We start from the raw sequence: 20,547 nt of genomic DNA, 5'->3' as shown, positions 1-20,547 counted from the left end.
GGAAGGAAAGAGAAAGACCGCGATAAAAGAAGGCCTCGTGCCTGATGAGCGCATGGGCATTTGCCTCATTCGCCAACTCGTTCATTGCTTTTGGACATCGTGTGTCTTTGCTGACGCCCCCGCCCCCAAATGGGGAGCGAAGACACAAGAACTTCGAACATCCGCAAGATGGCTTTTCGTTCGGCGGGCGATTTTGCACTACGAATTGCCCGGACACCGAGGGCAAACGCAACGACAGGACCGATAGATGCAAAAACAAAACAGTAAGCTGCAAATGTGAGGGATGTATCCATGGGCGTGATCAATTGAAGTGATGGCCGAAAAACAGCCATATCGAAGGTGTGCGGTTCATGTATGAGAGCATACCGCTGTACTGTTCTGCGGGAAGCTCAGATAGCCGTAACTTTCGGGTCTATAGAACATGCCCATGGCCTGCCTGCCCATAGGAAGAGCTTTTACGGGCAGTGCTTACGCAACTGAGAAAATTTGTTGCGACAGAGTTTCTCTAAGTACCGTCGGGCATCCTTATCCCCCTCGCGTTCACCTCCGTTGCTCAATTCCTGCCATAGACCTGGATTGCGATTGGGGTCGTTAGCCAACAAATCAAATTCCTTCCGAACAAGAGGCAGTATTCCCTGCTTCCACCATGAGTCTGGATCATCGAACCAGTCGGGAAGATCCGCGCAACGCAGGATAATCTCCACACGGCTTGGGTGCATGGAGTGGCCAATGAACTGAGCGATTGTAACGCCCTCGTATTCATCCGCAGTCTCATAAAATCCTTGTAGCATTTCTAGGGTTTGCACTTCAAATTCATACTCCTTGCGGTACCGGTGTATGTCATCAAAAATTCGGGCAACAAGGAGGTGGGAATAGGCTCCGGCCCTGGAGCGATTGTCCGAAATATCTGGGGCTGGATGCTTTTCGCCAAGATGGATAGCTTCTGCTATTGTAGAAGCGTCCGCAGTATATTCCGGATTTCGGGCACGAACGGAAGGCATGGTTAGCGAGGTTTCGGCAGCGGTGCGAAACTGCTCAGGGTGAACGAGTGCGAGCCGCATGGTCGCTTCCGTGAGCGCTTTCGCCTGATACCATAGCTCAGGGCAAGCCCGTGGAACATTTTCTTCAGCCAATCGAACGAGTTGACGATTCAAGTAGTCGATTCTGGAGGACAAGCAATCAAACGCCCGATCACGACTGTAGTAGCCGCTACGCTCTTGTTTGTGCGGATAGTCGTGCCTCAACGATCGTGCACGTATCAACTTGAGAAGAAGGGTCGAACCCCTGTCGATGGCATTGTATGCTTCTGTGAGCGCATCCTCTGGATGATCTCTGATTAACCTTTCGTCCTCGTCATGCTCCATCAGTGCTTTCTCCTGCTCTGGAGTGTGCTTTCTGAGTCGGCGAATGTGGGCAACGTGATCATATTTTAAGCCGATGAAATCTTGCTTTTGGAATAACTGCGTCTGTTCCGGGGTAAGCTTCACCGGGGGTAGAGGCTGAAACTTCTTCTTTGCTTTTTTTTTCGAGGCCATACTTCTATGTAACGCTATTCAGGGAAAATCGCCCAGCGAATTATACGATCTATGATCTTTACGGTATGGGGAATGGATAACACTCGGATTACGTAATTTCCACAGACTGAAACGGTTGGATCGGTTCCGCCCCGATGTCGAAATTTCAATTCAGAGGGCCGTGAATCTGAAACAGGCCACCCGCCACGCAGAAGCAGCCATTGCCCTAATCGATGCCCAAGCCCAGTGTCAGGAACTAATACCCCAAAAGTAGAAGAACCTGTCTCTGGTCGAAAAAGAGGGAAATCATAAGCACCGATTCGGCTTGGCTCCGGCTTTGGCTCGGTGTCCGTGCTGACAGTGGAATATTTTTTCTGTTCGCCAAACTGAGGATTCCCATGATCAAGCTGATTCCTTTGGGGGGATCGTGAGAAAATTGAAAGTTGGGTATTGCTCCAGTAATAAGCAATAACTCACAGTTTTCAGCATGTCCCCCCATACAACACCTGACGGAGAACCCAGCTCACTTCTCGGAATTAGGAATGCCATAGATTTTTACGACCAATTGGCATTCCCTGCCTACCAGGACTTCCTATCCCGCAATGGATGCCCAAGGCATGCGCTTGTAGCTATCATACTGGCGTATCATATGTACGAATGGGCTCATCAGGAAGCTTTTGACAAAGGCAAGTTCCTAGAGCGATACCCAAAGCATGGATGTGAAGCCCAGTGTTTGGAATACGCCAGACTGTTGGCTAACGGCAGTAAACACTTCAACCCCAAGGTAAAAGTGGAAACACGCAAACAAAACGGCTTTTCTTCGGCGTTCAGTGATGCCTATCAACGACCGTTAATCGTTATCATAGATCACGGGAAGGAAATCTCTTTCGATACCATACTAAGCACCGTCATGGGCTTTTGGAACCTACACGTTGAGGAGTTGAGAAAGCGTTAAAAATAAGACACTTAGACCTATGATTGTCCGCTCGCTCTGCTAGAGTTAGAGTGAGATGGAAATCAAACGGCACTACCGTCCCGAGAGAGTTAAAAAATATGAAGCGCGGTGGTATGTGGGGGGACGGCTGAAATGCCGGTTCTTCGCCACCGAGAACGAACGTGAGAAGTTCGTGGAGAACTTCTCGGAGCAGTTGGAGCGCAACGGGCGTGACTTGCTGCTGGGCTTCGACGCCGCCAAAATGCGCCGGTGGCAGGAGGCCACGCGGCTGGCTCCTGAGGCGGACCCGGTGGAGGTCGTGCGTTTCTGGCTGGCCTCGAACCGCCCGGTCCTGCGGCCCCGGAAACTGTCCGAGGCCATCCCGGCCTACCTGAAACACCTGGCGGGCATCGAACGCGACCCGGAGTACCGCAAGCACATCAAACGGCATCTGGAGGATTTTTCCTCGTCGCTGCGCGGCGACCGCCACGTGCATGAAATCACGCATCAGGTGATCGCGGACTACGTCCTGAACCTCCCCTATCAGGCGGTAACGAAGCGACACTACCGGCGTGACCTCAAGGGAGCCTATTCATGGTGGATCGAACAGGAATGGGCGATGGAGAACCCGGTGCGCAAGGTGCGCACGCCGCCGGTGATCGCCCCGGAGCCGGGCATCCTGAGCGTCGAGGAAGCCGAACGCCTCCTGCGGGCTAACGAGCACGTTGATCCGGGGGTGTGCGGCCTGTTGGCTCTGGGCCTGTTCGCTGGGATGCGCTCCTCTGCCATCTCCCGGCTCGACTACGCCGAATTGGACTTTGAACAGCGCGGCATCCACACCCCCGCCGAGAAAACGAAGAAGCGCCGCCGCCAGTGGATCGAGGATTTGCCCGACAACCTGTGGGCATGGCTGGAACGCACCCCGAAGGAAGCCTTTGCCATGACCCAGCGGCAATACCTGCACCGTCGCAGCGAGGCGTTGAAACGGGCGGGCCTGCTGATCGAGGCCGACGACATCGCCCGCGGAAAACGCCAGCGGGAAGCCGAGGGCTTGCCGCCGGTGGAGTCCAAACCCAAATGCCCGCCGAAAAACTGTTTTCGTCACAGCTTCGTCACATACCATGTTGCCCTGCATCGAAATCCGGGCAAAACGGCCCTCATTATAAGCCACCGGAATCAGGATGTCATGTTTCGACATTACCTAGGCATAGCCACCAAGGAAAATGCCGAACGTTACTTCGACATATATCCAAGCAATAAAGAAATAAAATAGCTAATGCTAAAACTATCCTTGCATCAGAATCCGAATCCAAATAGCGGTATCCATTATGTATAAAAGAAGATCTAAAAAACCAATTCGTACTAATAAGTCGAATAAGACGAGACGTGCGCCGGGTAAGACGCAAATCTCCATCAGCCTGCCGACGCACTTGCTCGACAAGATCGACCAGATGGCGGACACGGTGAATCGCAACCGGAGTAATTTCATCTCCACTGAGATGATTAAGATCGTTGGGGACAACTGAAACCATTGCTGCGGAACGGGACATGGGATATGGCCCGTTCCGCAACGATCTAAAAACACGCTACCGAACGGGCCGCACTCACCGTGCGGTCTTTGAATCGCTCCCAAGGCAACAGCCATCGAATGCCTTTCCATCCCATGGAAAAACCATGTGTTCCAACAACGAATCGCCATGAAACGAAATATTCTACTGGTTATCATCCTCCTGCTGTCCATAACGCCGGTGTCAGCTGCCGAAGACTGGACGGTAAGCCTCGGCCATCAGTACGCGGCCTTCTATCAGGAAGCGGCATCCTTTGAAAAAGGTTTTGCTGCAAGATCGGGCAGCGGACTGAACATTGACTTCAACGAGCCACTGGCTTTGCGGAGCATGATTGTCGTGCTCGAAGGCGCCCAAAAGGAAGGCAAAAGCCGACGCTTTCGGGCCGGAGCCATTCCTGCCCTGGCCACCGCCAGCAACGCTCTGGCTTCCGATTTTCAAAGTATCCAAATGGCCTACTACCTCTATGTCGGCTATCAGACAGGCAAAGGCAAGGGCGTGGAGCCCGAGCTTTCCGCCCCGTTCAAGAAGTTGAATCAGGCATACACGAAACTGTCTGTTGCAACGACGCAGCAGATCACCCGGCTTGCCGCCACACTGGCGGAATCGGACTGAGGGCATAGAGAAACCCTTCGAGTCGCTCGGTCAATGGCGGGAGGCGGGACGCATTTATCCCGCCTCCTGCCCCGCAGCTAGAGTTGATCGTACTGGCCTCTGGCGATCTTGGAGATGACCGGGTAGCTGATTTGCAGTTCCTTCGACACCCGGTTCACCGACTGGTCTTTCAACTTGGCCTTGATCAGGTCGCGCAACTCAGGCGTGACTTTCGTCCGCGAGCGGCGGCTGGGGGACGTATGGCCGTTTAAAGCCCGGCGACCGTTCAGTTGAATATCATACTTCTCAATCAGAGCCTCGACAAGTTCCTTCGGCGTATCGAACTCGCTCAACTTGACGATGGTGGCGAGCTTGGCTTGGTTGGCCTTCTTTCTTTTCTTGAGCCCGAGCAGCTTCTTTTTCTGCATGGCCAGATTTCTCTCGGACTTTTCGATACGCTTCAGTTCATTCTCTATATTCATGATTTCTTTCACTCTTATTTATACGTTATTGAATAAAAAACGAATTGTAACTTGTCGCCTTAGCATCAGGCGATGCGGATGTTGAAGACAGTCTCCCATCCTCCGTCTTCCTGGCGGAATGAAAAGGGACTGCCCGGAATGCCGAAGAACGCTTTGAGACGAGCCGCCAAACGTCCTTTCCGTTTCTTGTTGCGGTGATCGGCGTATTGGCTGGACCACGTGAATACCCCCATTTCCTCCGCAAATTGGTAGAGCAACTGCCACTGTTCGTCGGGGGCCAGATTTTTCCGGTTGACCATTCCCATATCCTGAAAGGTGTAGGCCGCCTTGATGTGGCCTATGGACGCCACCACGGTGTGCCCGTCCCTGAACACGAGGGTGAGATCGTGCCAGGCGGCGTTGGCGGGCGTCGGGAAAGTCACCCCCAATACCGCTGGCCCTCCGATGGTTTCCTTGAGCTTTTTCCAGCGCACGCGCCCCGCGACAGTTAGGACCGGCTCATGGCCGTTCATTTCCGTCACTTCATCCAGGGGCAGGGTTTGGCCGTTGATCTGGGCGTGCAAGGGCGAACAGGGATTTCCGAGATAACGGACCGAAGGCGTCACCAGCACAAAGCGGCGGCTCCCTTTGAGGATGAGCGACTGGAGCACCCGCCTCATGGAAATTTCCTCCTTAACCCGAGTGAACAGTACCGGCACGATCATCGCGGAGCCCGGTATATGGCCGATTTGCCAGGCGTCGTCCGCCATCGGGCCGATCTGCGGATGCAGGCCCAGGCAACGGGCGATGGCCGGAATGATGAGCTGCGGATTGACGGTATAGCGCACCAGTTCCTCGCGGGTATGGAATCTTGTCGGACAATGATGCTGATCGCAGACGGCGGCATGGGTGCCATCCGGCTCCGGTTCCTCAACGATCCGGTACTGGCAACCGTGGCCTTCCAGCGTTCGCGGGCAGGCGATTTGGGAGGCCAAATTGGGGCAAGGCATCAGGTAGGGTCGTATCAGGCCATAGGCTTCACTCAGATAGCGCTTGAGCGCAGCCTCCCGCGCCCCTTGCCCAATGGCCTCAACAGACTTCCAGAATATGTTCGAACTGTTCATGTCCTTTTACTTTGTCCGGGATGATGAATTCCCGCCGATTCAGCCAGTCCTGGATGATCCGCTCGTCGCCGTCTCGCGTATAGAGCGCCACGTTGGAGGGCTTGATGGTTACAGTTCGCGGTCTGTCATGCCCGCGAAAGGTCAGGCGAAAAGTGGCTTTCAGCGGTCTTATATTCTTCGGTATCTCTTGCCGGTGCCGGGCCAACGCGGCAAAGACATCATTGGCCTTGTGCGTGCGTACCTCGGGGCTGTCATCATCCAGGTAATAGCTCAATTCCACCAGCCGAACCGATTCGATCTCGGGGATGTCGCCGGAAAACAGCGCCGCTTCCCCGTCCCGCAGCAACGGGGCCAGCGTGTACTTGTTGCGACCGGGGAAATGATTTTCGCGGCCAAAGAGATAAAACCCGAACTGCTTGCGGTAATGCTCCCGCTGGGCGTCGGTTTTCGCGTTGATCCTCAGTTCCTCCGTCAGAGAGTCGTAGATAACGAGGTCGTATTTCTCGGGCCGAAACCCAATCGTACCCAGCTTGCCCTTTTCCCACGTCGTTTTTCGCTTGTAACGTTCGCCGTGACTGATGAGGAACCAGTGCTCGTGCTCCTGCGGGTAATGGTGAATCTGGCAGCCGTATCCCCGGTCACGCTTTTCGAAGTAAAGGGCCAGGCTGTGCTCCAACTGCCGGATACGTTCTTCGTTCAGGGAAAAATCGGTCGATACGCCGTCCTCCGAACTGAAATACTCGAATGAGCGCAAGCGCGTGGTGGACTGTCGCCGGTGCATCCATTTCAGGGCCTCCGGTACGGCCATCCAAATTGCCAGAGCCACCTCCAGCAGGGTCGATTCCGGCTCAAGGGCTATTCTCTCGCTGGCGGCGGTGATTTCCAGCAGGTCGGCGTTCTCCGGCACCGCCACCTCATGGATGCAAAATAGCGCGTCCACGAGCGCGTGCGGGAATTCCTGCGCTGGATTCAGGAGGACACCCGACAAACTCGCCAGTGCTTCGGCTCCGGCGTTTTCATCCAGGCAGGACAGGTCAAATGCCTGCTCATGAAAAAAGGATTGATAGGGTACGAGAAAACGGCGCAGCAGGTCGGGGCGTATCGACGACAAGATCTCTGGCCGCGTGAAGCGACGCAAACGTAATGGCATGGGAGTAGTTGAAACATAAAAATGGGTGCCGGGCAGGACCCACGTGGGAAGACCGGGAGCGATCTTCGGAGGGAGTAATAAAGGAATCGACAGATCAAAGGCTCCTATCAGCCCGCGACGACGGTGCTGTAGAGAACCTTGTCCAGCCTGTCGCGGTCGGACAGGTGGCATTCGCCCAGGGAGGTGAGCGTCTGCTGGGTTCTGAAACACCAGCAGGCATCAAACACGTAGGGCGTTGTCGGCGTGTGCGCATGAAAGAAGATGAGCGGTCCGCTTCGGTCTTCCTTCATTTTGCGGAAGTAGTAAATCCGCATGACCCGTTTGGCATAGTCGCGCAGAACCACTTCGATACCCTTGGGCAGTTCGAGGACTTCGGGATCGGGTATCGGTGAGACGGAGGGCTGCGGCGGCGCAGCCGTTTCGGAGATGGCGTTTATCATTTTTATTAATACTTTATAGTATAAAAAATACCAATAACATCCCAATTCCAGAGGCGTCAGTCATTTTACCACCCGTTTATTTGACGGAAAAAACTTCTATTCGCATCAGCTTGCCGTTCTCGGTGTGGCGCTCGAACTGTAGGCGTCCGGTCAATTCCAACCCGTCGAGAACGTTGGTCAGCGATGCGTCGTTAAAGGAAATGGAAAGGGTCTGGCTGTCCAGTTCCGGGGACATCAGTTGGAAGTCCACCCCATAGTGGCGGCCAAGCTCACGTAGCGCCTGTGGCAGCGGCTCCTTGTCGAAGCTGATGCGGTTCTGCATCCAGGCCAGGGCATGATCGAGGTTGACCGGCTGGACGTTTTGCCTGTGCGTCGCCCAGTCGTAATCGTACTGCTGACCGGGCGAAAGGACGGTCGGTACGCCGTCGTTCTCGCCGGAGCGTACTTCGACCCGCCCCTGTGCGAGCGTAATCTCCGTTTCGCTGTCCTCGGGATAGCCGCGCACGTTGAAGCGCGTTCCCAGTACGCGGGTTTCAATGCCGCGTGCCTCTACGGTAAAGGGGCGTTCGGTGTCATGCGTAACTTCAAAGAAACCTTCCCCGATCAATTCCACGCGCCGTTCTCCGTCTCCGAAATCGTCTGCCACGACCAGCTTGCTCGCGGCATTGAGACGGACTTTCGTTCCGTCAGGCAGGGTAAAGCTGGACTGCTGCCCGCTGCCGGTGACGAGAATTTCCTGCGGCAGTCCGGCCACAAGGGCGTCCGGCTGAGGCCGTTCCAACCAGAGAGAGGAAACAATCGCACTAAGGGCGAAACAGGCGGCGGCGGCTGTCAGCGTGACGGCCACGGCGCGGTTACGCATCACGCGGCTCCAACGCGAGCCGGTCGGCTTGCCGATGTCGAATTCGACCAGATGAGCGGGACTGACCTGCTCCTGCGATCCGGGAACGAGCGCCGGTTCCTCTGCTCCAAGGTCGGGATCGAGCCCGACCCGTTCACACACTTCCCTGTACGCCGCATCGACCTCGGCTTCATAGCGTTCGTTATAAGGCGGGGCTTTTCTGACTTCCCAGGCATTCTTGACATCCAGGAAAAAATCGCGCCTGCCCGGCACCGCCATCAGGCGGTTGAGCGTCTGCTTGTCCTCGTCCGTCGCCTTGTCGGAAAGCACCCGGATACACAGGTCCAGAAAGTCCAAGTCGTTGTCGTATAGGTCCATTTAATAAGTCCTTCACTATAGAGACACCAAAATTGGTACCCACTTACTAGTCCGATATGCACTTTTTTTCATTTTTCTAAAGAAACATACCGTATCGTTGCATTTCGACTGTTTCAAACCCGTAAAACGTTAGCATTTAAAAGCGCCTGCGAGGGAAATCATCCTTGATCGTATGAGGGGAAATGGTCAGATTAATGCTCCGCCATTCCGTTTTAATCCGGCCTTCCGTGCCCGTGTCATAAGCTCAGCGATCATGTATAATGACGAACGCTCCAGCGAAGAGTTATTTGCCCTCATTCAGCAGGGCGATCAGGTGGCGTTGAAGCTTCTTATCCGCCGTCATCTTGAATCGTTGCGGCGGGTCGCCCGCAGTATTGTGCACAGTGACGACTTGGCGAAGGATGTCGTGAATCGCCTCTTTGAAAAGCTCTGGCGCAACCGGCAGAAGATCCAGTTGCGTTCCGACGTAAACGCCTACCTGGTCAGCGCCGTCCGCAACGAGGCCAAGAATCTTATTCGCCGTGAAGAACGTCGTACCGGTGGCCTGCTTGATCACGGCGACCTGAACGGCTACGAGGTCGCCGTGGATACGCCCGGCACCCCGCAGCTTCTGGAGAATCGTGAACTGCTCTGCGATGTTCATCAGGAGGTCGCTTCGCTTCCCGATCAGCAACGGGAAGTCTTCCGGCTCTTTGCCTTCGAGGGCCTGAGTTACCGCGAAATTGCCCACCGTCTGGGCATCTCGCCGCACACGATTAAGAACCATATCCTCAAGGCAAGAGAGCAACTGCGCAAACGGCTTCCCTGACAGGTACGGTCATTGTTGCGCCAAAGCCGTTACACACAAAAAAGCGAGGCGACTCGAAAGCCGCCCCGCCAGCACATGACACGTTTAACAGGTTGAGACAGTAGCGCAGTAGTCGATTGATGAGTTAGGCGCGGTTACGGCGACGGCGAATAATCACACCCGCGAGGGTAAGCGTTCCGGCCAGCAGCGCGTAGGTCGAGGGTTCGGGCACGGCTTCGGCCACCGTGCCGTTGATGGTCAGGCTGTCCAAGCGTATTAATTCACCTGTATTGATTCCATCGTTTAAATCCAGACCATTGACGATAGCACGGAGCGTGAGCGATTCAGCCTGTCCCCCGTCCAGAATATCGGACCCCGACAGGAACGTCTGCCAGACGTTGTTCTCGTCCACTGTGTCGGTGGCAAAGTCGGTATAAACCCCGTCAATCCCCGTCAGGCTGTAGGCCCAGGTGATCGTCGCGCTGCCGTAGGCCGGATTCCCCGCCGCATAGGTAATCTGCGCATAATAGCTCAGCGTAATATCCTCAAAGGCCATCCCTGCCCCGGGATTATTCAGGGTAAAGTAGAAGGGCTTGTCATTAGCGTCATTGGCGCTGTCCGGTACCCCCAGGCCCGTCAAATCCACATTCTGGAAATAAATGCTTCTGGTGGAACCGGGAAACAACTCCTCCGGGTCATAATTGGACGAACTCGTGCCCACGGCATTGGCGAGCGTCGAACCGAACCAGGACTCAGGAAAACTGAGCGTACCGCCGGGTGTGCCAATGCTGCTGTTGGCAAGTTGACTCGGGGGCGTACTGGTTCCAGTCCAGGATGTCGAAAAGCCCCAGCCGGCGAGGACCTCAGCCTGGGCGAAAGAACCGGCGAAGACGAAAGCCGCGGCGGCGAGAATGAGTTTATGTGCGTTTTTCATTTTGTAACCTTGTTGTTTAGTGGGTTTGTTTTGAGATTTACGGGTGCGGATAAACCCAGAGGCAGGCGGAGGGATTTCCTCCGCCTGCCGGGGTTTACCGGAAATGAGCGCGAATCAGATCGTTATTCAGAATCCTTTCCGGGTTTGTTTTCTTGCCTGCGTACAAGAAGTCACTTAGTCGGCGAGGATGCCGCGCAGGCTCATGGCGGTCCAACCGGCCGTCCAGTTGGTTGCTCCCGGCTCGAAGGCGCCGATGTAGATCACCGGATCGATGGTGCAGGGCACGCCGCAGGCGTCATAGGCGACATCGTCCACCGCCGCGGGAAGGACAGGCCGCGGGTTGAGGCCATTGGTCGCAGTCTGGGAGAAGCCGGTGATCGTCGGGCTGTTGCCGACCTGATTCAGGTAGGAACCGGTGACCAGCGGAGCGGAACCGTTGTTGAGCACATCGATGGCCCAAGCATCGTTACCGATACCGGCAGCGGTGTTGTTGGCCACGTTGTACCACATGGTACCGGCGAAGGTCAGCGTACCGACTTCAGCCTGGGTGCGAGGATTCACGCTCGGGTAATCCCACTCGATAATGCCGGTTGTGGCGACAGGGTTGGTGGTGTTATCCGTGGCCGTGTTGTCAATCCGGAAGCTGGTCTGGCTGGCAGGGGCATTAATGAAGATCGAGTTGCGCACATCGCCACCGAAGCTCTGACGGGCACGAATCATGTTGCTCAGCGTGGCAGAGCCGCCACGCGGACCCATGAAGGTCATGTTGTAGAGCGCCGGGTGGGTGAAGGGAGCGCCGGTCGGGCTGATGTTGAACTCGTCGTCGGTGATGTCGTCATCGCCGTCCCATTCCCCGAGGTTGTCGGCCCACAGACCCGTAGCACTGCTGCCCATATCAGGCTCCAGCGAACTGGCCAGCACGAAGGCAAACTGGACGGTACCAGCATAGCCCTGGTCGAGGTCGAGACCGTCGTCGGTGGCGTAGCTGATCATGACGTGATCAAGGCAAGCGGTGCCACCGAATATCTCAATACCGTCATCGTCCGTGCAGTAGATGTCGAGGAACTGCAAGATCGTGCCGGAACCGACGCCGCCCAGGGTCAGCCCCTGCTGCTCTTCGTCCTGCTGGTAAGTCTGGCCGGTGTGGCGGATGGAGACATAACGGAAGGTGCCACTGCTGTCGGACGGATTACGACCACCGTAGGTGATGCGTTCGTCCTCGAAGTCGGGACCGAAGCCTTCAATATAGGCTTCCCCGTCGATACCGGTGTCAACCTGGCCGGTATTGATGGGAGCGTAACCGAGGATAGTCACCGCGCCCCAGAGGCTGACGTTGTCCACTTGGTTAGCACCCGAGCCGGACATCGGCGGCAGCGGAGAAGTGGCGGGGTTGGCGTCGAGGAAACTCTGGCCTGTGGACCAGCGCTCGCGGTTGGTGTTGGCGGCGGTAGTGAAGATAATCGGGTTTTCAGCCGTACCGTCCGCGCAAATCTGACCGCCACGGCTGACGATCAGGCTGCCCGGCTCGGAAACGATATCACCATTACCGTCATACACCGCCGGTTGGCCGCGCACGATGACGCCGGGTTCGATGGTAAGCGAACCACCGGCAGCGACGAAGGTGTAGGTGTCCAGGATGTAGGTGGCATCTCCCGAATTCGACAAGGTCACATCTCCGGTGATGGAGTACGTCCCGTCCATGTTTTGGGTGATACCCGTGATGTTATCGTCAACAACGGTAACACCGAAGGCCGAACCGACAGCGACGCTGCCAATCAGGCTTGCAAGGAACAAGTTCTTTTTCATAGTATTAGGCTTTGCTATATGGAATGGCTCTCCCGGTAAGGGAGAATTGTTTCTTAGAGAGTCAGGCATGGGAGACGCCCCGTGCCTGATTTTTTTGCTGGGGGAACGGGGAACGGCAGTACCGTCTCCCGGTGGGTAAGATCGGGGCATAATCCGGCCTTACATAGGAGAGACACCGAAATCGACCCCCACTTACTAGTCGGTTTTCAATTCGTAACGCATTCCTAACATTCGAGCTTCCAGCCCGGTAACCTCCCTCAGAACTCGTAGCTGAACTTCAGTTCGTAGAAGGGCGGATAGTGTTCCGTGCAGACTGGCCAACCGGGCTGCCCCAGTCCGGGTTTATCTAGAATGAATCAATCCGCCAGGATGCCGCGCAGGCTCATGGCGGTCCAACCAGCCGTCCAGTTGTCGGTATCCGGGTCGAAGGCACCGATGTACTCCACCGGTTCGATGGAGGGCGGCACGCCGCAGGCGTCGTAGGCGACATCGTCCACGAGCACGGAGAATTGCGGACGGGGATTGAGACCATTGGTCGTGGTCTGGTCCGTACCACCGACATAGGGATTGTTGCCGACCTGATTCAGATAGGAACCGGTGACCAACTGAGCGGAACCGTTGTTGAGGACATCGATGGCCCAACTGTCAACACCGACGGTAGCGGCGGTGTTGTTGGAAACGTTGTACCACATGGTACCGGCGAAGGTCAGCGTACCAACTTCAGCCTGAGTGCGAGGATTCACGCTCGGGTAATCCCACTCGATGAGGCCGATTGTCGATCTAGGGTTGGTGGTGTTATCCGTGGCCGTGCCGTCAATGCGGAAGCTGGCATGGCTGGCAGGGGCGTTGATGAAGATCGAGTTGCGCACATCGCCACCGAAGCTCTGACGGGCACGAATCATGTTGCTCAGCGTGGCAGAGCCGCCACGCGGGCCCATGAATGTCAGGTTGTAGAGAGCTGGATGGGCGTAGGGGGCGCCTGTCGCGCTGACGTTGTAATCCTCCTCAGAGTTATCATCATCGCCTTCCCATTCACCAAGATTGTCGGACCACAAACCTGTCGCATAACTCCTAATATCAGGTTCAAGATCGCTCCCCAGAACGAAGGCGAATTGAATCGTCCCCGTGTAGCCTTGGTCTAGCGCGAGGCTATCGTCATTCACGTAACTGATCATAAGGTGGGACAACTCCGCTGTGCCGCCAAGGATCTCAATACCGTCCGAGTCGGAACAGTAGACATCAATGTACTGCAAGATCGTGCCGGAACCGACGCCACCCAGAGTCAGCCCCTGCTGTTCTTCATTCTGTTCATAGGCTATACTGGTATGGCGAATGGAAACATAACGCAGGACACCGCTGCTGTCGGTCGTGTTGCGGCCACCGTAAAGAGTGCGCTCATCCTCGTAGTGAGGGCCGAAGCCTTCAATATAGGATTCACCAGAGGTACCGGTCTCGTATTTCGAGGTATTGATGGGAGCGTAACCGAGGAGGGTCACCGCGCCCCAGAGGCTGACGTTGTCCACCTGGTTGGCACCCGAGCCCGACATCGGCGGCAGCGGAAAAGTGGCGGGATTGGCGTCGAGGAAGCTCTGGCCCGTGGACCAGCGCTCACGGTTGGTGTTGGCGGCGGTCGTGAAGATAATCGGGTTTTCAGCCGTCCCGTCGGCGCAAATCTGACCGCCACGGCTGACGACCAGGCTGCCCGGCTCGGAAACAACCTCACCCTCACCATCATACACGGCGGGCTGCCCACGCATGATCACTCCGGGCTCAATCGTAAGCGAACCGCCATTGGCTACGAAGGTATAATTCTCAAGAATATAGGTATGGTCAGCGTCACCTGTATAAGACAAAGTCACATCTCCAGTGATAGAGTATGAATTGTCCGAGTTCTTGATGATACCAGGTATATTTTCGTCAACGACGGTGATACCGAAGGCCGAACCGGCAGCGACGCTGCTAATCAGGCTTAGGAGGAATAAGTTCTTTTTCATGATATGGCTTAGTTTGTGGAGTGATGCTCCGGAACTGGGAGCGTTGTTTAGTAGAGAAGTCAGGCATAGGTAGTCCCCTCCCTCAGAACTCGTAGCTGAACTTCAGCTCATAAGTCTGGCCCACGTGAAAGGACTGATAGGTGGGAGGGCTGGAGAAGACCTCGCTGGAGTATTTCATGCCTCGCTCGGTGTCGGTGATGTTGGAGACGGAGAACTTCATGGTAAAACCGTCCCAGAGCTCCTGCGCGTAAACGAACTTCAGCTCGTAGAAGGGCAGGTAGTACTCGTCTAAGGTGGGGAGCACGGGGCTTCCAAGCGACGAGAGCACATCGCTCTGGGCATAAAGGATAAGACTCAGACGACTGCCCCAGTCCGGGTTTATCCAAGTCAGGTCGGCGTTGACCGTCCACTCCGGCTGGTCTTGCATGCGGTTGTACTCAGGAATGTTGTTGGTGCCGTAAGGCCCCGCCCCCGGCCCCTGGTCCACATCGATCCCCGGATTCGAAACAGCATTGTAATAGGCCAGCCGGGTGTACTCGGAGAGGGGCACGCGGGCGTCGATGTAAGCCAGGTTGATGCCGAGGTTGAAGTTGCTCAGCTCGTCGTCGATAATATCCAGGTCGGTGCGGAACTCGAACTCCACCCCCCGCGTGGTGGCAGTGACCGGGTTGTTAAAGTAGGTGTAAAAAGTCCCTTCGTAGTCGTTATACCAGGCTATTTTCTCGATAGGGTTCTGAATCCACTTGTAGAAAAAGTTCAACGCGACCAGAGCGCTTTCATTAAAGTAGTACTCAAAGCGCAGATCGACCGAGTAAACATCCGAGGGCTTCAGACCGGGATTACCCAGCACAGAGTTAAAGTCGTCGTCGAGAGAGAAGTAGGGTGAAAGCTCACGCATGGAGGGCAGTACCACCGTCATGGAGCCGCCACCGCGAATGATGAAGTCGTCAGTCACGTCCCAAGTCATCACCCCGGAAGGGAGGATATAGTTCTTATGGATGTTTCCCTCCCCCGTGTCCGGATAGCCGATGTAGTCGGCCAAGCTGACCTGCTGGGTGGAGCTAATGTAGTACTCGTAATTGACCAGATCCTCAAGGTCTATGCCGCTGATGAGATTGAACCCGCCCTTGGCACTCATCTGCAAGTCAACCAGCCGCGCCCCGCCCGTGAAACTGAGCTGCTCCAGCAGCGGGAACGTTCCCATGAGATAGCCTGCCGTCTGTGTGCGCGAAACATCCGCCCAGGAGGGCTTAACCGGCGGGGTGACCTGCCCTGCCCCAATTCCGTACACCCCGTGCTCCACGACTTGGTTGATATACTCTTCCAAGGTTGTGCCGGTGATTTCCTGGTCCACCGAATAGAAAACGTCTGCCTGCGTGACCGTGCGTTTGGCATCTTGGAAAAAAGCACCGCCTTCCAGCGTCCATTCACGTCCTCCCCAGAAGGGCAAGTCGTAGGCCAGGTCTAGCCGAGCCCCGTAGGTGTCCTCACTCAGATCCCTCCAGGTCTGCTCCATGGCAAGCTCACTCGCAGTACCGGAAGATTCCAACGCTGTACTATCCGCCCAGACATACTCGCCGGTGGATGGCTCGGTGAAATAGTTCAGCACGCTCTGGAAAACATCACTGGTCGTCGAACTCATGGTCAGCCCCCAGTTCGCCCGCAGGCCACCCAGTTCCTCGAAGGTGTGATCACCTCCCAACTGAAAGGCGGTCAGGTTGCGCTCCTCGAAAATTGAAATATCCTCGTTGAGATAATAAAGTTCTCCGTTACCCAGTCCGATGATGTTCGGGAAATACCCTCCCTCTACGGTCCCGGTATTAATCTGCCCCGGAACCGCCATCCCTGGCGTATAGTTTATCGGGTGATAGTGACCGGTCGCAGGCTGGCCGAAAATCAGATCATAGGTCACTTGTGCCTGCCCGGCAGGATAGTGGCCATTAGCCAGGCGCTGGGCGCGGGAATTCGTGCTCTGGGAATAGAGGGTATTAAAGTAAATTTCGTGGTCACCGTCTTCATCGATTTGGAAGGCCAGTCCCACCAAGCCGCCGAAGAGAACCTCGTAGTCCGAACGGGTCAGGTCGTAGTAAAGCCCCCGAGCCTCCAGAGAATCGGAATAGACAGAGCCGGGCACACCAGCGGCGGGAATCCAGGCCCCCAGCGTTTTATTATAAATACCGGACCCAACCGTCGCTATTCTCTCCTGCTCCCAACCGGTCGCAGTCGTTGCTCCCGTATCGTAACTGGTGGCAAAAACAACCTTAAGCTTGCTGTGATCGAGGACTTCGAAGGTATCCGAGAAGCCGAATTTGAAACTCGGCGTAACGGGGGTATCGCCGAAGTTGATGCCGATCTCCTGGTTGGCATTATCTTTGTCGTAGGGTTGCCCAAAATTTCCGGGCATAGGATCGAACCCGTCAATGCTGTAAGGCCACAGGCTGTAGGCGGCGTCATTGTCCAGACGAAGGTAGTCATTCGTTGCATTGGAGTTGACCGAGTAGCCGGCCTCGAACCACGCGGTAAAATCCTCGCTGAACTGCCGGGTGCGCAGATCAAAGGCGGCGGCGGCCGAGTTCATGGGCATGTTGGGCAGGGCGTTCTTATGTACCACCACCTCTTCAATAATCGAGGTGGGGAAAAGGTCCAACTGCACCCCCTGGCGCATCGGGTCCGGGCTGGGCATGGGCAGACCGTTGACCAGCGTGCTCACGTAGCGGTCGCCCAGCCCGCGCACCACGGCGAAGCGCCCCTCCACGACATTGACCCCGACCATGCGGTTGATAACTTCGGAGAGGTCCGATCCGCCGAACTTCGACATATCCTCCAGCGAGAGAAAGTTCATCATGCCGGTGGAGACCTTTCGCTCCATCGTAAGCTGGTCGCTGCCGCTTTTGAACTCCTGGCTGTCCACATCGAAGCTATCCAGCATGATAACCTCGCCACCCGGGCCGTCTTCGAGGTTCATGGCCATCGCCCCGCCGTAGTCGATCTCGTCGTCGGCGGTCTGCATCCGGATGGCGATCATGTTATCATTGCCGGTCGGGGTGAAGACCACGCCCGCTGCCTCAGTGATTTTGAACAGCATATCGGAGAGGCTGATCGTGTCCCCGGTAAACTTGACCGGATCGCTGACCGGAATATCCGAAGCCAGATACATGAAACGGAATTCAGTCTGCGACTCGATGGACTTGAGGGCGGACTCCAGGGTCATTTCTCCTTCGGGGATCGTAACGGGGACCTCCGTCAACTGCGGATAGGTCGCGTAGTTGATGACCTCGGCGGACAGGCCGGTAGCTGCCATCGACAGCGTGAACGCCGTCGTCAGGATTTTAAAGGGAAGTGGGCGCCGGTTTTTTAGCATCCGGCGCAGGGCGTAGCAGGCATAGTAAAACATGGAAGTGAAATGATAACGATGAATGTAAAGGAAAGATAAAATCTGGCGGGAGGTTGAGCGGGTGCAGGGCACAGCCTCGCGACCGGCGAAAACGGTCGATTTGGCGGGAGGTGTCCATGGCGGATTGGCGCTCGGTGGTATCCCGGTTTAGCGGGCCATCATCAGGGCTGGGGCGCGGGAGTGCGCGGCGTGAGCAGGAGGGTTTCGTAGCGATCCCCGACCATCGTCAGGAGGCGCTGCTGTTCGAGTTCGGCATTGCGGCGGCTGATCTTACGCAGTTCGATCTCGCGCCGCAGGGAGAACGCGTCCGCCTTGGCCTTGTCCAGTTGCTCCTGCCGGGCGGCCAGTTCGGCTTCGAGGCGTTCGACCTCTTCGCGATTCTCCGTCAACTGCTGGCGATAGCGTTCGGTGTCGGCGGCGATCTTTTCATTGTCGGCCTCCCAGGCGGCCTTGCGTTCTGCCTCCTTGGCGAGTTCGGCGGCATCGCGTTCGGCGGCACGCTTCTCGGCATCTTCGCGGGCCTTTCGGGCGACGGCTTCTTTTTTCGCGGCGTCCTCCATTTCCTGACGGGCGGCGGCAGCAGCCTTCTGCTCGGCAATGACATCGGCATTGCGGCTGTAATTCCAGTAGAACCCGCCAAAGGTGGCCAGCAGCAGGACGGGAACAATGATGTAAAAACGTTTCATGACAAAAGGGGCGTCGAGGATTAAAGGGTCAGTCCATCCGGGACACGGTCGGGGCGGGCGGGAGCGGCTGGGCGTTCAGGCGGTTGAGCAGATCGGTCATGTCTTCGGTGTTTTCCTCGGCCTGCGTGACGAACTTGCCCAGGAACTCCAGTTCACTCTGAAGGGATTCGACGCTGGCGTTGGCGAGGGCCAGTTCCTCGTTGAGAGCGGCGATCTGCTTCTTCAGACGGTCGGCCTGCCGGGCGAGTTTTTCCTGTTCGCGGAAGGCTTCGTCGCGGGCCTCGATGGCTAGGCGGCGCTCCTCGCGTTCGCGTTCGCGCTCGGTCTCGCGAGCCTCGCGTTCGGCCTTGCGGCGGGCCTGCGCTTCCAATGCTTCCTGCATGGCGCGTTCACGGGCCTGACGCTGGGCCTCCAGCTCGGCCTGCCGGGCGGCCTCGGCCTCCTGTTTTTCAATGGCCTGCTGTACGGCGTAGTCATGCTGAAAGGACCGCTGCATAAAGCCGAAGCCCAGCAAGGCCACAAGGGGGATGATCCAGTATGCTTTGTTCATGGATGGAATTTTAAAAGTGTGGGTTATTGAACAGCGGTTTGGCGGGCGTCCTTGATCGCGCCCTCCAGACGGGCGATTTCGTCCTCGGCGGCGTCCCCGCTTTCGCGGGCGGCAACGAGCCATTGCGCGGCCTGGTCAAAGTCGCCCTTGTCGTAGTCCAGGTAGCAGAGGAAAAGGTACGCCTGCCCGGTTGTATCGAGATTTCCCTTACGCACGGCGACCTCAAGATGTTGATACGCCTGCGCCGGTTTGCCCTGAGCGTAGAGCGTCTGCGCAAGCTGGTACTCAAGCTGCCCCTCCTGCGGAAACACCTCGACGGCGTGCTCCAGTGCGGCCACGGCCTTGTCCGGCGCGTGGGCCTGTTGCCAGGCCGAAGCCAGCAGTTCCCAGTTCTGGCGGGAACTCTCGATGCGCCCATCGTCGAGGCAGGCTTGCAGGAGCGTGGCGGCCTCACCAAAGCGTTTCACGTTCAGGTAGAGCCCAACGAGGTTGAACCAGTCCTTGGGCTCGGTCATGAAGCCCTGCGCCTGCGCCCGCTCGATGGCGAGAATGGCCCGCAACTGCAAATCGTTCACGCGGGCTTCGTTTTCGCTCTGCCCGGCCAGCGTCAGGTACACTCCAAGCAACTGCTGCCAGTAGGTCTTGTTGTCCGGGCGGCGTTTGACCATGAGTTCGAGCCAGTCGGCCATTTTCGCCCAGTCGCCCTTCAATTGCGCCGTCGCCAGCAAGAGCATATAAAGCTGTTCCTTCGGCTCCACTTCGAGCAGGAGTCCCTGCTGCGCCTCAGTATCGGCCTCCGCGATCAGGTCCATGTCGGGGTGCTCCTCATCCAGCGTGGCCCGAGCGTAAATGAGCGAGGCGGCAAAAATCTGGCTCTCCTCCGTGCGCTTGGGCAGGGCGTCGAGCCAGCGGTGCAGGTAGGTGTAAGCCTTGTCCATCGCGGCGGTGCGCGTGGTGGCGTCCGTTGCTTCCGCCGACTGCTGATAGTAAAGCTGGCACAGGAAATACAAAAACTCCCGCGTCAGGGCTTCGTCGAAAAAGCCGTGTTGGTCCGAGAGTTTCAGCGAGCCCTCCATCGGCGTGATGGCGGCGGTCAGGTTGCCCTGATTGAGCAGCACCTGCGCCTGAATCTGGAGCAGCACGGCCCGGTCATAGGGCGTCAAGTCGTCCCCAGCCAGCAGCGGTTCGACGGTTTGCAGAATCTGCGGGTACTGCTTCTGCTCGATCATGGGAGCGAGCTTCGTAATGGCCCGCCCGACCTTTTCGGAAATCTCCGGTGGGGCCGCGTCATTCTGCGCCTGCGCCCCGGTCACCCCGGCCAGAAAGACCAGTAGGCACATACAGGCGAAGGTGAAAAGGCGGTTGAACGGTATGAGGAAAAGAAAGTGCATGGCG

At 56.7% G+C, this 20,547-nt stretch carries 19 protein-coding genes; 5 read left to right on the top strand and 14 right to left on the bottom strand.

All coding sequences use genetic code 11. The features are described from left to right. Window positions 1-65: 65 nt before the first annotated feature. Entirely contained in the window at window positions 66-293 is a 228-nt protein-coding gene (locus K0V07_RS10065; RefSeq protein ID WP_220621259.1) for a hypothetical protein, read from the bottom strand. Window positions 294-455: 162 nt separating this feature from the next. Beyond that, entirely contained in the window at window positions 456-1,535 is a 1,080-nt protein-coding gene (locus K0V07_RS10060; protein ID WP_220621258.1) for a hypothetical protein, read from the bottom strand. A 466-nt stretch (window positions 1,536-2,001) separates the two neighbouring features. Between K0V07_RS10060 and K0V07_RS10055 the strand changes: the two genes are divergently transcribed. From K0V07_RS10055 to K0V07_RS10040, 4 genes are all read left to right on the top strand, one after another. Beyond that, window positions 2,002-2,469 carry a hypothetical protein gene (locus K0V07_RS10055; RefSeq protein WP_220621257.1) on the top strand — a complete coding sequence of 156 codons (468 nt, stop codon included), beginning with the start codon at window positions 2,002-2,004 and terminating at the stop codon, window positions 2,467-2,469. 115 nt (window positions 2,470-2,584) lie between these two features. Next, window positions 2,585-3,721, top strand: a complete 1,137-nt coding sequence (locus K0V07_RS10050; RefSeq protein WP_220621256.1) for a hypothetical protein — start codon at window positions 2,585-2,587, stop codon at window positions 3,719-3,721. Window positions 3,722-3,776: 55 nt separating this feature from the next. Beyond that, on the top strand, window positions 3,777-3,974 hold the full coding sequence (locus K0V07_RS10045; RefSeq protein WP_220621255.1) for a type II toxin-antitoxin system HicB family antitoxin: 198 nt from the start codon (window positions 3,777-3,779) through the stop codon (window positions 3,972-3,974). 171 nt (window positions 3,975-4,145) lie between these two features. Beyond that, window positions 4,146-4,628 carry a hypothetical protein gene (locus tag K0V07_RS10040; RefSeq protein ID WP_220621254.1) on the top strand — a complete coding sequence of 161 codons (483 nt, stop codon included), beginning with the start codon at window positions 4,146-4,148 and terminating at the stop codon, window positions 4,626-4,628. A 77-nt stretch (window positions 4,629-4,705) separates the two neighbouring features. Here the strand turns inward: K0V07_RS10040 and K0V07_RS10035 are convergent, their stop codons facing one another. From K0V07_RS10035 to K0V07_RS10015, 5 genes are all read right to left on the bottom strand, one after another. Next, a complete protein-coding gene (locus K0V07_RS10035) occupies window positions 4,706-5,089 on the bottom strand; it encodes a hypothetical protein (RefSeq protein ID WP_220621253.1) in 384 nt (127 codons plus the stop codon). A gap of 65 nt (window positions 5,090-5,154) precedes the next feature. Next, window positions 5,155-6,192 carry a hypothetical protein gene (locus K0V07_RS10030; protein ID WP_220621252.1) on the bottom strand — a complete coding sequence of 346 codons (1,038 nt, stop codon included), beginning with the start codon at window positions 6,190-6,192 and terminating at the stop codon, window positions 5,155-5,157. After that, window positions 6,158-7,342, bottom strand: a complete 1,185-nt coding sequence (locus K0V07_RS10025; protein WP_220621251.1) for a hypothetical protein — start codon at window positions 7,340-7,342, stop codon at window positions 6,158-6,160. Before K0V07_RS10025 ends, K0V07_RS10030 begins: the two co-directional genes overlap by 35 nt. A 107-nt stretch (window positions 7,343-7,449) precedes the next feature. Beyond that, the gene (locus K0V07_RS10020) at window positions 7,450-7,782 is read right to left on the bottom strand and encodes a hypothetical protein (protein ID WP_220621250.1); all 333 of its coding nucleotides are present in this window, start codon (window positions 7,780-7,782) and stop codon (window positions 7,450-7,452) included. Between the two features lie 76 nt (window positions 7,783-7,858). After that, window positions 7,859-9,001, bottom strand: a complete 1,143-nt coding sequence (locus K0V07_RS10015; protein ID WP_220621249.1) for a FecR domain-containing protein — start codon at window positions 8,999-9,001, stop codon at window positions 7,859-7,861. A gap of 253 nt (window positions 9,002-9,254) precedes the next feature. On the opposite strand from K0V07_RS10015, the gene K0V07_RS10010 reads away from it, so the two are divergent. Next, a complete protein-coding gene (locus tag K0V07_RS10010; protein ID WP_220621248.1) occupies window positions 9,255-9,809 on the top strand; it encodes a sigma-70 family RNA polymerase sigma factor in 555 nt (184 codons plus the stop codon). 124 nt (window positions 9,810-9,933) lie between these two features. On the opposite strand, the gene K0V07_RS10005 is transcribed toward K0V07_RS10010, so the two are convergent. From K0V07_RS10005 to K0V07_RS09975, 7 genes are all read right to left on the bottom strand, one after another. Beyond that, entirely contained in the window at window positions 9,934-10,722 is a 789-nt protein-coding gene (locus tag K0V07_RS10005) for a PEP-CTERM sorting domain-containing protein (RefSeq protein WP_220621247.1), read from the bottom strand. A 174-nt stretch (window positions 10,723-10,896) separates the two neighbouring features. After that, on the bottom strand, window positions 10,897-12,528 hold the full coding sequence (locus K0V07_RS10000) for a hypothetical protein (protein ID WP_220621246.1): 1,632 nt from the start codon (window positions 12,526-12,528) through the stop codon (window positions 10,897-10,899). A 356-nt stretch (window positions 12,529-12,884) separates the two neighbouring features. Continuing rightward, a complete protein-coding gene (locus K0V07_RS09995) occupies window positions 12,885-14,522 on the bottom strand; it encodes a hypothetical protein (RefSeq protein ID WP_220621245.1) in 1,638 nt (545 codons plus the stop codon). Between the two features lie 82 nt (window positions 14,523-14,604). Next, window positions 14,605-17,916: a TonB-dependent receptor gene (locus K0V07_RS09990; RefSeq protein ID WP_220621244.1), complete on the bottom strand. Its 3,312-nt coding sequence runs from the start codon at window positions 17,914-17,916 to the stop codon at window positions 14,605-14,607. A gap of 161 nt (window positions 17,917-18,077) precedes the next feature. Further along, window positions 18,078-18,602, bottom strand: a complete 525-nt coding sequence (locus K0V07_RS09985; RefSeq protein ID WP_220621243.1) for a hypothetical protein — start codon at window positions 18,600-18,602, stop codon at window positions 18,078-18,080. Window positions 18,603-18,630: 28 nt separating this feature from the next. Continuing rightward, window positions 18,631-19,152, bottom strand: a complete 522-nt coding sequence (locus K0V07_RS09980; RefSeq protein ID WP_220621242.1) for a hypothetical protein — start codon at window positions 19,150-19,152, stop codon at window positions 18,631-18,633. Window positions 19,153-19,175: 23 nt separating this feature from the next. Then, complete coding sequence (locus tag K0V07_RS09975) at window positions 19,176-20,543, bottom strand: hypothetical protein (protein WP_220621241.1); 1,368 nt, start codon at window positions 20,541-20,543, stop codon at window positions 19,176-19,178. Between the last annotated feature and the right edge of the window lie 4 nt (window positions 20,544-20,547).

The sequence above is a fragment of the Ruficoccus sp. ZRK36 genome (genome assembly GCF_019603315.1).
Taxonomy (GTDB): Bacteria; Verrucomicrobiota; Verrucomicrobiia; order Opitutales; family Cerasicoccaceae; genus Ruficoccus.
This window is presented reverse-complemented; position numbering and strand designations above follow the sequence as displayed.